Raw genomic sequence first — 14,068 nt, 5'->3', positions numbered from 1 at the left:
TCCAGGTGGTCACCCTCGTAAAGGGCGGACCGGATAGCAAAAAAAACGCGCCGACGAGCGGCGCGTTGCACATTCTAACAAAAACCTGACGAGGAAATCAGTGTTTGCTGCCACCTGCGCAGGTGGGTGAAGCCGGGGCTGCGCCGACCTTCTGCCACTCTTCGGGGGTATAGGTGTGCAAGGCCAGGGCATGGAACTGCCCCATCAGCTCACCCAGGGTGGCGTAGACCTTCTGATGGCGCTTTACACTGTTCAAACCTTCAAACTGCTCACTGACCAGCACGGCCTTGTAGTGGGTCTCTTGCCCACGGCTGTGCATGTGGCTTTCGTCGAGCACCGACAAGTGCTGCGGCGCCAGCGCGGCCAGGCTTTGTTCAATCTTTTGCTGCATCGACATGGACAACTCCGCGTATTACTTCTTCGCTGGTGCGGCCTTGCCAGCGTTAGGGTCAAGTTCCTTGGTCATATCAGCCAACAGCTTGTTGACTACAGGCACGGCGCTTTCCAGTTTCTGCTGGGTCAGCTGAGCCGACTGCTGGGTTACCTGCGGCATTTTTTCCAGCACTTTTTTGCCCAGCGGCGATTGGTAGAAGGCAACCAGGTCCTTCAGTTCTTGCTCGGTGAAGGTGGTGGTGTAGAGCTTGACCATGTCAGGCTTGAGCTTGTTCCAGCCGATGGCCTGATCCAGGGCAGCGTTAGCCTTGGCCTGGTAGCTGTCGAGCACGGACTTTTTCGAAGCCGGGGCCTTGGTTTGCTCGAAACGCTGGGCAAACATCTGCTGCACCTGCATGTAAACCGGGGTTCCCAGCTTGTCGGCGTGCGCCATCATGAGGAATTTTTCGGCACTGGCATTGTGGCTGGCAGTATCGGCAAGCACCTGGCCGCTGGCGCAGACCAGCGCAACAGCAGTGCAAAGGGCGCGAAGACGGGTCATCGTAATTCCTTCATTAGACAGAGGAGGTAGTACCGAAGAGTAGAGCATTCTGCGCCGACTCGGGCACGGCACTCAAGTGGGTCGACGAGCGATGGAACCGCTGCGACGAAAAGGGACCTAAACTGCGAATTCAGACCACAAGGGAGTGAGTGCAGCATGAGCCGTATCGAAACTGACAGCCTGGGGCCGGTCGAAGTTCCTGAGCAGGCCTACTGGGGTGCCCAGACGCAACGCTCGCTGATCAACTTTGCTATTGGTAAAGAACGCATGCCGCTGGCCGTCCTGCATGCCTTGGCGATGATCAAAAAAGCCGCCGCACGGGTCAATAGCCGCAACGGAGACCTCCCCGCTGAAATTGCCCGACTGATTGAACAGGCGGCCGATGAGGTACTCGACGGCCAGCTCGACGACCAGTTTCCGCTTGTCGTCTGGCAAACCGGCAGCGGCACCCAGAGCAACATGAACGTCAATGAAGTGATTGCTGGCCGCGCCAACGAGCTGGCGGGCAAAGGGCGTGGCGGCAAGGTTCCGGTGCACCCGAATGATCACGTCAACCGCTCGCAAAGCTCTAACGACTGCTTCCCCACCGCCATGCACATTGCCGCCGCGCAGGCTGTGCAGCAGCACCTGCTGCCGGCCATCGCCGAGCTGTCGTCGGGGCTGGCAGAGCTGGCGGCGCGTCATCAACACCTGGTCAAGACCGGCCGCACCCACATGATGGATGCCACCCCGATCACCTTTGGCCAGGAAGTGTCGGCCTATGTGGCACAACTCGATTACGCCCAACGAGCCATTCGTGCCGCCTTGCCAGCGGTATGCGAACTGGCACAGGGCGGGACGGCCGTAGGCACCGGGCTCAACGCTCCGCACGGCTTTGCCGAAGCCATTGCCGCTGAGCTGGCGGCACTCTCCGGGCTGCCATTCGTCACCGCACCGAACAAATTTGCCGCGCTGGCCGGGCATGAACCGCTGACCACCCTCGCCGGTGGCCTCAAGACCCTCGCCGTGGCGTTGATGAAGCTGGCCAACGACTTGCGCCTGCTTGGCTCTGGCCCCCGTGCCGGGTTGGCTGAAGTACGCTTGCCGGCCAACGAACCGGGCAGCTCGATCATGCCCGGCAAGGTCAACCCGACCCAGTGCGAGGCGCTGTCGATGCTGGCTTGCCAGGTGCTGGGCAACGACACTGCCATTGGCTTTGCCGCCAGCCAGGGCCACCTGCAGTTGAACGTGTTCAAACCGGTGATCATCCACAATCTGTTGCAGTCGATCGAACTGCTGGCCGACGGCTGCCGCAACTTCCAGCAGCACTGCGTGGCGGGCATTGAGCCGGACGCCGAGCAAATGGCTGCACACCTGGAGCGCGGGCTGATGCTGGTCACCGCGCTGAACCCGCACATCGGCTATGACAAGGCCGCAGAAATCGCCAAGAAAGCCTACAGCGAAGGCACTACCTTACGCGAGGCAGCTCTGACTCTGGGCTACCTGACCAACCAACAGTTCGACCAGTGGGTCCGCCCGCAAGACATGCTCGAACCCGGCAAAAAAGGCTGAATCACCGGGCCAGGCGCACACGCCTGGCCCGCCAGCCGGCCACCAGCGCAGGCCCCAAGGCGGTCAATACAGAACCCAGCACCACTACCATCGCACCGAGGTAGCCCAGCGTATTGATCTGTTCTGCATGCACAAAGTCTGGCCAGAACCAGGCCGCCAGCGCCACGGCCACGAAGGTCACCAACGGCGTCAGCGCCAGCGTTGCGCTGACCTTGGACGCCTCCCAATGCGCCAGCGCCTCCGCGAACGCGCCGTAGGCCACCAAGGTGTTCAGACAGCACGCCAGCAGCAGCCAGCCTTGCACAGGGCTTAGCTGCAGTGCTTCAAGCGGATGTACCCAAGGTGTCAACAGCACCGCGCAGCACAGGTAAATCACCATCATCACCTGCATCGAGTTCCATACCGTCAGCAACTGCTTCTGGCTCAAGGCATAGAACACCCAGATGGTAGTGGCCAAAATGATGGTCAATACACCAGTGGTGTAAACGCTCAGCGAGGTCAGCAGCTCTTCCAGGCGCTGATTGAAGAACAGACCGAAGCCCAGTAGCAGAATCATCAGGCCTATGCCCTGCCCAAGGCTGAAGCGTTCCTTGAACAGGAATACGCTGGCCACCAGCAGCATGACCGGCCCCAACTGGACGACCAGCTGCGCCGTGCCGGGGCTGAGCAGGTTCAAGCCCATCAGGTACAGCACGTAGTTACCGACCAGTCCAGCGGTGGCCAGCGCCACCAAGCCCCAGCCCTTACGTCCGAGGCGCCGGAACGACGGCAATCGTTTGCTGGCGGCCAGCCAGGCCAGCAGCAAACCACCGGACACCGAGAGGCGGAACCAGGTCACAGTGATCGGGTCCATCACTTGCAGCACTTGCTTGAGTTTGATCGGCAGGATGCCCCAGAGGAACGCGGTCAATAGCGAAAGAGAAAGGCCATAGACCCAACGTCCGGAAGTAATGTGCATACCAGCCTCAATAGCCCTGTGGTGGGGGGGAGGCTGAATTCTACGGGTTGGGTGGTGGGGGCCGACAGGTACAATTCTGGAAAAGATTTCACCTGCGTTGTAGCGATGATCGCGGGGCAAGCCCGCTCCTACCAGTGGGAGTGGGCTTGCCCCGCGATCAAGGCCTACTTCTTGTCACGCTTGAACGCCGCTTCCAGTGCATCGTTAATGGTGCGCAGTACCTTGACCCGAGCCCAGCGTTTGTCATTGGCTTCCACCAACGTCCAGGGTGCGATTTCGGTACTGGTACGGTCGACCATATCTTCCACCGCCGCCGCGTACTGCCCCCATTTGTCGCGGTTGCGCCAGTCTTCCTCGGTAATCTTGAAACGTTTGAACGGGATTTGCTCGCGCTCTTTGAAGCGCTCCAGCTGGGTCTGCTCATCGATCGACAACCAGAACTTGACCAGTACCACACCAGCGCTGGTCAGTTGTTCTTCGAAGTCATTGATCTCTCCATACGCACGCATCCAGTCACCTTGGGTGCAGAAGCCCTCGACCCGCTCAACCAGCACCCGGCCGTACCAGGAGCGGTCGAACACAGTGAACTTGCCGCGCGCCGGAACATGCCGCCAGAAACGCCACAGGTAGGGTTGCGCACGTTCTTCTTCAGTGGGGGCAGCAATGGGCACGATACGGTACTGGCGGGGGTCCAGTGCAGCGGCGACCCGGCGGATAGCGCCGCCCTTGCCGGCAGCGTCATTGCCTTCGAAGACCGCCACCAGGGCATGGCGACGCATGTGCTTGTCGCGTAACAACCCGGCCAGGCGCGCTTGCTCGGTGATCAACTGCTCCTGGTAGTCGTTTTTGTCCAGGCGCAGGGTCAAGTCCAGGCTACCCAACAAGGTGCGCTGATCAATGCTCTGGCCTAGGGGGGCAATGTTGGCTTGATGGATCGGTGCGTGCTGCGCCTTGAGCGCCGTTTGCAAACCCTCAAGCAAGATGCGCCCGACCGCCAGGCTGCGGTAATGAGGGTCCATACCTTCGATGACATGCCAGGGCGCATAGTCACGGCTGGTCTGGCGCAACACCCGCTCACCGAAGCGCACGAAACGGTCGTAGGTTTCCGATTGCTGCCAGTCCAGCGGGCTGATGCGCCAACTGTGCAGCGGATCATCCTTGAGCGCCTTGAGCCGGGCTTTCATCTGTTTTTTGGACAAGTGAAACCAGAACTTGAAAATCAGCGCGCCTTCGTCGCAGAGCATCTCTTCCAGGCGCTCAGCACCGCGAATGGCTTGGTCGAGCACTGCATCCTTGAACAGGCCATGAACCCGGCCCTGAAGCATCTGGCTGTACCAATTGCCGAAAAACACACCGATGCGGCCCTTTGCCGGCAGTGCTCGCCAATAGCGCCAGGCCGGCGGGCGAGCGAGTTCTTCGTCGGTCTGCTGATCGAACGTGCGTACTTCGATCAGGCGCGGGTCCATCCACTCGTTCAGCAGCTTGACCGTCTCGCCCTTACCAGCGCCTTCAATGCCATTGATCAGCACAATGACCGGAAATCGAGCCTGTTGTTTGAGCTCGAACTGCGCCTCGAGCAAGGCTTCTCGTAATGCCGGAACTTCAGCATCGTAGGTTTCTTTGTCGATGGCGTGACCAATTTCAGCGGATTCGAACATACCAGGCTCCCTACTTGGATAAGCAAGACTAGCGGATCCGGGTAGAGTTTGTCCGGGTAGGCTAAAATGCCGCTCTAGCCTGACCTGAGCCGACCATGACCGAAGAATCCCGCTACGCCCAGATCGACTGGGACGACCAGGGCCGCCCCCATTCCCGTCAGTTCGATGACATTTATTTTTCCAAGGACCAGAGCCTGGAAGAAACCCGTCACGTGTTCATCGACCAGAATGACCTGCGCCAGCGCTTCAGCACGATGCTGCCCGGCGAGCGCCTGGTGATCGGCGAAACGGGTTTTGGTACGGGGCTGAACTTCTTCTGTGCCTGGCAATTGTTCAGTGAGTGCGCCAGCGCTGAGGCGCGCCTGCATTTCGTCAGTGTCGAAAAATACCCGCTCAGCCACGCCGACCTGAGCCGCGCCCTGGCCCTGTGGCCGGAGCTGGCCCCCTTCAGCACGCAACTGTTGCAGCAGTACGTGGCGGTCCACGACGGCTTCCAGACCTTCGTCTTCGATCAAGGCCGGGTGCGCCTGACCCTGATGATCGGTGATGCCCTGCAACAGTTACCGCAACTGGATGCACAGATCGATGCCTGGTTCCTCGATGGATTTGCCCCGGCGAAAAACCCGGAGATGTGGACACCGGAGCTGTTCACCCAGATCGGCCGCCTGTCTGCCGCCAATGCCACCCTGGGCACCTTTACCAGCACCGGCTGGGTGCGCCGTGGCCTGATTGCCGTGGGCTTTGAAATGAAGCGTATTCCCGGTATCGGCAAGAAGTGGGAAGTGTTGCGCGGCGTTTTCCGTGGCACCCCTCAAGAAGCGAATGCAGCCGCTGCCGTGGCGCCCTGGTTTGCCCGCCCTGCCCCCCTTACCGGCCCACGCCAGGCGCTGGTGATCGGCGCCGGCCTGGCCGGTTGCGCCACCGCTCTGAGCCTGGCAAACCGAGGCTGGAAGGTCAGCGTGCTGGAGCGTCACGCCAGCGTCGCAGCCGAAGCCTCCGGCAATCCTCAAGGGGTGCTCTACCTCAAGCTGTCAGCCCATGGCACCGCTTTGTCGCGCCTGATCCTCAGTGGTTTCGGCTACACCCGGCGCCAGCTCGAAACCCTGCAGCGCGGTCATGACTGGGACAGCTGTGGCGTGCTGCAACTGGCATTCGATGCCAAAGAGGAGCAACGCCAAGCACTGCTGGCCAACGCCTTCGACTCACAGTTGCTGCAATGTCTGGATCGTCAACAGGCAGAATCCGTGGCAGGCGTGGCATTGACCAGTGGCGGGCTGTTCTACCCCGAAGCGGGTTGGGTACATCCGCCAGCACTGTGCCAGGCGCAACTACAACACCCGAACATCACCTTGCTGACGCACCATCAGGTGCTGGAGCTGCGCAAAGTCGATGGTCTTTGGCAGGCCTGGGAGAGCGAAAAATGTCTGGCCAGTGCGCCTGTGGTGGTGCTGGCCACGGCTGCCGAGATTCAGCGCTTCGAACCCTGCGCGGCGCTACCGCTCAAGCGCATTCGCGGCCAGATCACCCGCCTGCCGGCCACTGCGCACAGCCAGGTGCTGAAAACCGTGGTCTGCGCCGACGGCTATGTGGCGCCCAAACGCGCCGGTGAGCACACCTTGGGCGCCAGCTTCGACTTCCACAGCACCGACCTTACCCCTACTGCAGGCGAGCACATCGGCAACCTGCGCCTGCTGGAAGAGATCTCCAGCGACCTGGCCGAACGCCTCAACGCCCATCAGGTTGATCCTCACACCCTGCAGGGCCGGGCTGCGTTTCGCTGCACCAGCCCTGACTATTTGCCCATCGTCGGCCCCTTGGCAGACCAGGCCACCTTCAACCAGCAGTACGCTGTGCTCGCCAAGGATGCGCGCCAGATACCAGACACACCCTGCCCCTGGTTCGAAGGCCTGTATATCAACAGTGGGCATGGCTCGCGCGGGCTGATCACTGCGCCGTTGTCGGGCGAATTAATCGCCGCCTGGGTCGATAATGCGCCGTTGCCCATACCACGCGATGTCGCCGAAGCCTGCCATCCCAATCGCTTCATGCTGCGCGAACTGATCCGCGGCAAGGGCAAACGTGGCTAAGCGCTTATAACCGATCGATCTAAAACTCTCGCTAACCGCACCGGTCACTACCCATGTGCCCGCGTTCGGGCACCTTCCCCAACGGCAAAACCGGTAAGGACTTATGTGCGGATTAGCTGGAGAGTTTCGTTTTACCCCAATTGACCATCCACCACGCCCGGCAGACCTCGCTGCCGTCGAGCGAATAACCCACCACCTGGCCCCTCGTGGCCCCGACGCCTGGGGCTTCCATAGCCAAGGGCCGATTGCGTTGGGCCACCGCCGCCTGAAAATCATGGACCTGTCCGACGCCTCGGCGCAGCCTATGGTCGACAGTCAACTCGGCCTGTCACTGGCCTTTAATGGCGCCATCTACAACTTCCCGGAACTGCGCAGCGAGCTGGAAAGCCTGGGCTATGCCTTCTATTCCGGCGGCGATACCGAGGTGCTGCTCAAGGGTTATCACGCCTGGGGCGCCAAGCTGCTGCCTCGCCTGAACGGCATGTTTGCCTTGGCGATCTGGGAACGCGATAGCCAACAACTGTTTCTGGCCCGCGACCGTCTCGGCGTTAAACCCCTGTACCTGTCACGCACCGGCGAACGCCTGCGCTTCGCGTCCAGCCTCCCCGCCCTGTTGCAAGGCGGCGACATCAATCCGGTACTCGACCCCGTAGCACTGAATCACTACCTCAACTTTCATGCAGTGGTTCCGGCGCCGCGCACCCTGCTGGCCAACATCGAGAAACTGCCACCCGCCACCTGGATGCGTATCAATGCCCAAGGCCGTGTTGAGCAACAGCAATGGTGGCAATTGCACTACGGACCACGCAGCGACGAGCAACAGCTGAGTCTGGAGGATTGGCGAGACCGGGTACTCGACAGCACCCGTGAAGCCGTGGCGATCCGTCAACGTGCCGCCGTGGATGTCGGTGTGCTGTTGTCTGGCGGGGTCGACTCCAGCCTGCTGGTCGGTTTGTTACGTGAAGTTGGCGTCGAAGACTTATCGACCTTCTCGATCGGCTTTGAAGATGCCGGTGGCGAACGCGGTGACGAGTTCCAGTATTCCGACCTGATCGCTCGCCACTACGGCACCAATCACCATCAGTTGCGCATTGACGAGCGCGAGATCATCGAACAACTGCCGGCCGCGTTCCGCGCCATGAGCGAGCCGATGGTCAGCCATGACTGCATCGCCTTCTATCTGCTGTCCCGGGAAGTGGCCAATCACTGCAAGGTGGTGCAAAGCGGCCAGGGCGCCGATGAGCTGTTCGCCGGATACCACTGGTACCCACAGGTCGAAGGCGCGCAGAACCCGTTTGATGCCTACCGCGAGGCGTTCTTCGACCGCAGCTTTGAAGACTACCGCGCAACCGTCCAGCAGCCCTGGCGGTTGGGCCATGATGCGGCAGGTGATTTTGTCCGCCAGCACTTCGCCCAACCCGGCGCCAGCGCTGCCGTGGACAAAGCCCTGCGCCTGGACAGCACGGTGATGCTGGTCGATGACCCGGTCAAACGCGTCGACAACATGACCATGGCCTGGGGCCTGGAGGCGCGCACACCGTTCCTCGATTACCGCTTGGTGGAGCTGTCGGCGCGCATTCCGGCACGCTTCAAATTGCCGAACGGCGGCAAGCAGGTGCTCAAGGAAGCAGCGCGCCTGGTCATTCCCGCTCAGGTAATCGATCGCAAGAAGGGCTACTTCCCAGTGCCGGGCCTCAAGCACTTGCAAGGCGCCACCCTCGACTGGGTGCGTGAACTGTTATTGGACCCAAGCCAGGACCGCGGCCTGTTCGAACCGGCCGCGCTGGATCGCCTGCTTAGCGACCCTGACGGCCAGCTCACACCGCTACGCGGTTCAAAGCTCTGGCAACTGGCCGCCTTGAACCTGTGGCTCAGCGAACAAGGAATCTGACCGATGAAAGCCCACACTTCACCCTATGGCCAGCGCCTGTTGCGCGGCCAGGTGCCGTCGTATGAGCGCTTGCAGGCGCAACTGGCCGGCGATGGCAGCGACCCTCACGACCAGCCGCGCTCGTTGCATTGCGGCTGGGGGCGCTTGCTGATCGGCCACACCTACCCCGATGCCGCAACCCTGGCCACGGCCCTGCAAAGCGAACAACCCGGGGAACGCGATATCGCTCTGTACGTAGCGGCCCCACAGCAGGTCCTGGCTCAAGCCCCGCAGCAACTGTTCCTCGACCCCTCCGATACCCTGCGCCTGTGGTTCAGCGACTACCGCCCGGCGCAACGGGTGTTCCGCGGTTTTCGTATTCGCCGCGCGCAAAGCAGCAGCGACTGGCAAGCGATCAACGCCCTGTACCTGGCCCGCGGCATGCTGCCGGTCGACCCGGCGCTGTTGACCCCACGCCATCAGGGTGGCCCGGTGTACTGGCTGGCTGAAGATGAAGACAGCAGCGCGGTGATCGGCAGCGTCATGGGCCTGAATCATCACAAAGCCTTCGACGACCCCGAACATGGCAGCAGCCTTTGGTGCCTGGCGGTGGACCCACAGTGCACTCGCCCCGGTGTCGGCGAGGTACTGGTGCGTCACCTGATCGAGCACTTCATGAGCCGCGGCCTGAGCTGCCTAGACCTGTCGGTGTTGCACGACAACCGCCTGGCCAAGCGGCTCTATGCCAAGTTGGGCTTTCGCACCCTGCCGACCTTTGCGATCAAGCGCAAGAATGGCATCAACCAACCACTGTTTCTTGGCCCAAGCCCGGAAACCGGGCTCAATCCGTATGCCCGTATCATTGTTGAAGAGGCCTACCGACGTGGCATCGACGTACAAGTCGATGACGCCGAGGCCGGGCTATTCACCCTCAGCCTCGGCGGGCGTCGGGTACGCTGCCGCGAATCGTTGACCGACCTCACCACTGCGCTGAGCATGACCCTGTGCCAGGACAAAAGCCTGACTCACAAGGTGTTGAAAAACGCCGGTCTGCAACTGCCGGCGCAACAGCTGGCAGGCAATGCCGATGACAATCTGGCCTTTCTCGAAGAGCACGGCGCCGTGGTAGTCAAGCCGCTGGATGGCGAGCAAGGTCAGGGGGTAGCGGTGAACCTCACGAACCTTGAGGACATCAACCAGGCCATCGACACTGCCCGACGTTTCGACAGCCGCGTGTTGCTGGAAAGCTTTCATGAAGGCCTGGACCTACGCATCGTGGTGATCGGCTTTGAAGTGGTCGCCGCGGCCATCCGCCATCCAGCGCAGATTGTTGGTGACGGACAGCACGCCATCGGTGCCTTGATCGAAGCCCACAGCCGTCGGCGCCAAGCGGCCACCGGCGGCGAAAGCCGTATTCCGCTGGATGACGAAACCCAGCGTACCCTGCACGCCGCAGGTGTCGACTACGACACGGTACTGCCGGCGGGCCAGCGCCTGGTGGTGCGCCGTACTGCCAATCTGCACACCGGCGGCTGTCTGGAGGATGTCACCGAACGCTTGCACCCGGCCTTGGCCGATGCGGCGATTCGCGCGGCTCGCGCGCTGGATATCCCGGTGGTCGGCCTGGACCTGATGGTGAGCGCCGCTGATCAACCTGCACACGTGTTCATTGAAGCCAATGAACGCGTCGGGCTGGCCAACCACGACCCGCAACCCACCGCCGAACGCTTTATCGACCTGCTGTTTCCACACAGCCGGTCGCTCGCTTGAATACAGGAGGCCGCATGTCTGAACAACTCCCGGAACCGGACCTGAATTACCTGCAGAAAGTCTTGCTGGAGATGCTTGCCATCCCCAGTCCCACCGGCTTTACCGACACCATCGTGCGCTACGTCGCCGAACGCCTGGACGAAATCGGAATCCCCTTCGAACTGACCCGACGCGGCACCATTCGCGCCACCCTCAAGGGTCGCCAAAGCTCGCCGGACCGCGCGGTTTCAGCACATCTGGACACCATTGGCGCCAGTGTCCGCGCTATCCAGGACAACGGCCGCCTCTCGTTGGCGCCTGTCGGCTGTTGGTCCAGCCGCTTTGCCGAAGGCAGCCGGGTCAGTGTGTTCACCGATAACGGTGTGCTACGCGGCAGCGTGCTGCCGTTGATGGCCAGTGGGCACGCGTTCAACACCGCCATCGACCAAATGCCGGTGAGTTGGGAGCACATCGAATTGCGCCTGGATGCTTACTGCGCCACCCGTGCGGACTGTCAAACCCTGGGGGTGGATATCGGTGACTTCGTCGCCTTCGATCCCTTGCCCGAATTCACCGAGAGCGGTCACATCAGTGCCCGCCATCTGGATGACAAAGCGGGGGTTGCCGCCCTGTTGGCCTCTCTCAAGGCCGTGGTCGACAGCGGCGCGCAGCCCTTGATCGATTGTCACCCGCTGTTCACCATCACCGAAGAGACCGGCTCCGGCGCAGCCGCCGCCTTACCGTGGGATGTCAGCGAATTCGTCGGCATCGACATTGCCCCCGTCGCCCCGGGCCAGCACTCCAGTGAGCATGCCGTCAGCGTGGCCATGCAAGACTCAGCGGGCCCTTATGACTATCACCTGTCGCGGCACTTGCTCAAACTGGCACGCGAGCATGAACTACCCGCACGACGGGATGTGTTTCGTTATTACTTCAGCGACGCCCACTCCGCCATCACCGCCGGCCATGACATTCGCACTGCCCTGCTGGCCTTTGGTTGCGACGCCACCCACGGCTATGAACGTACCCATATCGACAGCCTGGCCGCGCTGAGCCGCCTGCTGACAGCCTACTTGCTCAGCCCACCAGTGTTTGCCAGCGACTCGCAAGCCACCGGCAGCTCACTGGAAAGCTTCAGCCATCAGTTGGAACATGAAACACAGATGGGGAGTGACACTCGGGTGCCTGCGGTTGATAGCCTTATCGGTAACCAGAATTAAAACAGGCTAGCGCTGACTGGCGTTGTGGCATGCCCGCAACTTTCGCGTGCGAACAGATCAAATTCGCAGCTGTCGCACACCCAGCATAAGTGCCAAAAACTTGCTTTTGCAACTCTGTCAACTGTTAGTTCTGCCAGGTGACACCTAAGACCGCGGGGCATAAATTCAGGAGGCAACTTGGCTTTAAACTAACCCCATGAGTGAGAGGAAAATAAAATGACAACCAACACAAAGCGCCCCGGAGACTTAAAACAGGCGTTCAATGGTGGGCGTGTGAAAGTAAATAGCGAAGCGCCTGAACTTACCAACATCCTGAGAACGCAGGTTGACGAAAAAAGCGTATACATAAGTGCACTTATCATTGGTACAGAGCAATTTGTTGTCAAATACGATCACGCTGGAAAGTTGGATGATTCTTTTGCAGACAGCGGCAGGCTGAACCTGTTTGGAATGGGCGCAGGCGCATTCGATAACCAAGGGCGCATCTTGCACTCCTATGCCTTGACCGGCGCCTCGATTGAAATCCGTCGCTACCTTTCAAGCGGGCTCCCTGATTACGATTTCGGCAAAGGGGGAGTTTGCATCGTCGATATCAGCCATCTTAATGCAACGTTGAGGAATATTGATACGCCATCGAAAAATTCGAAACGTTCAAAAGACAATGACGAAACCAAAGCAGCAGCTGATTTTGGACTAGTGGAAATAATTACTGGCCAAGGTGAGCTGTATTTGGTGGCTACCGTTTTCTTTAATAGCGAAGTTTACAACGGCACCCTCGTGGCCCGAATTACTGAAAGCGGTCATTTGGATGAAGAATTTGGCAATCAAGGATTCTTTGTCTACAGACCTACCGGTCAGGGTGAGTATTACTTTAGAGGGGCGAGCCTTGATAAAACGCTATCAAATCTGACACTTCTTGTTTACGAGGTACCCTCTCATGGCTCTGAAATGAATGTGAGGTTAATTAGAGTGACGCCTGAGGGTGCGTTGGACCCGGAGTTTAAATCGCCCGTCATTAAGAACACCGCAAACAATATTTCCCAAGGGCCTTTCTTCGATGCCGCGAATACGCTAAAAGTCGTCGCGGACATCCCTGAGGGTAGGCACCTGTTCGGATGGACTCACCAGGGCGACCCGGACCCTGAATTCAACAATGGCAAACCGCTTGAGTTGAAATGGCCGAACGATGGCCTGCAGAACTTTTTTGCGCTTGCCTCTCAAGGCCAAGGTGATGCATACCGAATTGTGCATGCCGGATATTCGGATAACTTAGTTTCGATTAACCGAATGGGGGCTGATGGTGTTCCAGACACCACTTTCGGTGAAAATGGTTCAGCTAAATTTACGCGTAATGACAACGCGATTTTGCCTCCCTATCCGCTGGTTAACGCGCTGAAAAACAATGAAATCCTGTTCACAGTTTGGAACGAAGTTCTCTGGGTGGTGGGCTAGCGCCTACACAGTCAGGACAGGTTTCGCGTAGCATAGGTGCACACTTCGCCAAACCTGTCCTGTTTATGCTGATTCCCTACGACCAACTGGAAGCCGAAACCCTCACCCGCCTGATCGAAGACTTTGTCACCCGTGACGGCACCGACAATGGCGACGATACGCCGTTGGAAACCCGTGTGCTGCGTGTGCGCCAGGCTTTGGCGAAGAAGCAGGCCTTCATTCTGTTCGACCTTGAAAGCCAGCAATGCCAACTGCTGGCCAAGCACGATGTGCCCAAGGAACTGTTCGACTGATCAGCTCACATCCTTGGCCGCCTGCTCGGTAATGCGCCGGTAGATTTCTGCACGGTGCACTTCGATGTGACGCGGAGCGCTGATACCAAAGCGCACCACGTTGCCCTCCACTGAAATCACTTTGATCTTGATATGTTCGTTGATGGCGATGACTTCGCCGACTTCGCGTCCTATAACCAACATGTTCAAATCCTCCACACGACTGAGGACTTTGAGACTGCACGCGGTGTCAGACGGCTTCAATCCACCGCCATCCAAATAGACAATTCCCACTTTATTTGACGAATTTACCTACA

General features: G+C 59.8%; 12 protein-coding genes. 7 read left to right on the top strand and 5 right to left on the bottom strand.

The window, feature by feature from the left end; translation table 11 throughout:
• Positions 1-97 precede the first annotated feature (97 nt).
• Positions 98-397, bottom strand: a complete 300-nt coding sequence (locus E1573_RS18265) for a BolA family transcriptional regulator (protein WP_038608283.1) — start codon at positions 395-397, stop codon at positions 98-100.
• A 15-nt stretch (positions 398-412) separates the two neighbouring features.
• Complete coding sequence (locus E1573_RS18260) at positions 413-934, bottom strand: DUF2059 domain-containing protein (RefSeq protein WP_133215979.1); 522 nt, start codon at positions 932-934, stop codon at positions 413-415.
• Positions 935-1,090: 156 nt separating this feature from the next.
• Here E1573_RS18260 and E1573_RS18255 point away from each other — a divergent pair, with 156 nt between their 5' ends.
• Positions 1,091-2,485, top strand: coding sequence for a class II fumarate hydratase (locus E1573_RS18255; RefSeq protein ID WP_133215978.1), 1,395 nt, complete (start codon positions 1,091-1,093; stop codon positions 2,483-2,485).
• A gap of 1 nt (position 2,486) precedes the next feature.
• Here E1573_RS18255 and E1573_RS18250 read toward each other — a convergent pair whose 3' ends face one another.
• On the bottom strand, positions 2,487-3,443 hold the full coding sequence (locus tag E1573_RS18250; protein ID WP_133215977.1) for a DMT family transporter: 957 nt from the start codon (positions 3,441-3,443) through the stop codon (positions 2,487-2,489).
• 164 nt (positions 3,444-3,607) lie between these two features.
• Positions 3,608-5,101 carry a polyphosphate:AMP phosphotransferase gene (pap, locus tag E1573_RS18245; RefSeq protein WP_133215976.1) on the bottom strand — a complete coding sequence of 498 codons (1,494 nt, stop codon included), beginning with the start codon at positions 5,099-5,101 and terminating at the stop codon, positions 3,608-3,610.
• Between the two features lie 95 nt (positions 5,102-5,196).
• Here pap and mnmC point away from each other — a divergent pair, with 95 nt between their 5' ends.
• The 6 genes from mnmC (at position 5,197) to E1573_RS18215 (ending at position 13,772) form a co-directional block, all read left to right on the top strand.
• Positions 5,197-7,188: a bifunctional tRNA (5-methylaminomethyl-2-thiouridine)(34)-methyltransferase MnmD/FAD-dependent 5-carboxymethylaminomethyl-2-thiouridine(34) oxidoreductase MnmC gene (mnmC, locus tag E1573_RS18240; RefSeq protein WP_133215975.1), complete on the top strand. Its 1,992-nt coding sequence runs from the start codon at positions 5,197-5,199 to the stop codon at positions 7,186-7,188.
• Positions 7,189-7,291: 103 nt separating this feature from the next.
• Positions 7,292-9,079 (top strand): N-acetylglutaminylglutamine amidotransferase, encoded by a 1,788-nt coding sequence (locus E1573_RS18235; RefSeq protein ID WP_133215974.1) that lies wholly within the window; start codon positions 7,292-7,294, stop codon positions 9,077-9,079.
• A gap of 3 nt (positions 9,080-9,082) precedes the next feature.
• Positions 9,083-10,828, top strand: a complete 1,746-nt coding sequence (gene ngg, locus E1573_RS18230) for an N-acetylglutaminylglutamine synthetase (RefSeq protein WP_133215973.1) — start codon at positions 9,083-9,085, stop codon at positions 10,826-10,828.
• Between the two features lie 14 nt (positions 10,829-10,842).
• Positions 10,843-12,027 carry an osmoprotectant NAGGN system M42 family peptidase gene (locus E1573_RS18225; protein ID WP_133215972.1) on the top strand — a complete coding sequence of 395 codons (1,185 nt, stop codon included), beginning with the start codon at positions 10,843-10,845 and terminating at the stop codon, positions 12,025-12,027.
• A 216-nt stretch (positions 12,028-12,243) separates the two neighbouring features.
• Positions 12,244-13,479, top strand: coding sequence for a hypothetical protein (locus tag E1573_RS18220; protein ID WP_133215971.1), 1,236 nt, complete (start codon positions 12,244-12,246; stop codon positions 13,477-13,479).
• Positions 13,480-13,544: 65 nt separating this feature from the next.
• Complete coding sequence (locus E1573_RS18215) at positions 13,545-13,772, top strand: YheU family protein (RefSeq protein WP_107025990.1); 228 nt, start codon at positions 13,545-13,547, stop codon at positions 13,770-13,772.
• Here E1573_RS18215 and csrA read toward each other — a convergent pair whose 3' ends face one another.
• On the bottom strand, positions 13,773-13,955 hold the full coding sequence (gene csrA, locus E1573_RS18210; RefSeq protein ID WP_133215970.1) for a carbon storage regulator CsrA: 183 nt from the start codon (positions 13,953-13,955) through the stop codon (positions 13,773-13,775).
• Positions 13,956-14,068: the final 113 nt, after the last annotated feature.

The organism is Pseudomonas sp. H9, assembly GCF_004353925.1.
GTDB lineage: Bacteria > Pseudomonadota > Gammaproteobacteria > Pseudomonadales > Pseudomonadaceae > Aquipseudomonas.
This window is presented reverse-complemented; position numbering and strand designations above follow the sequence as displayed.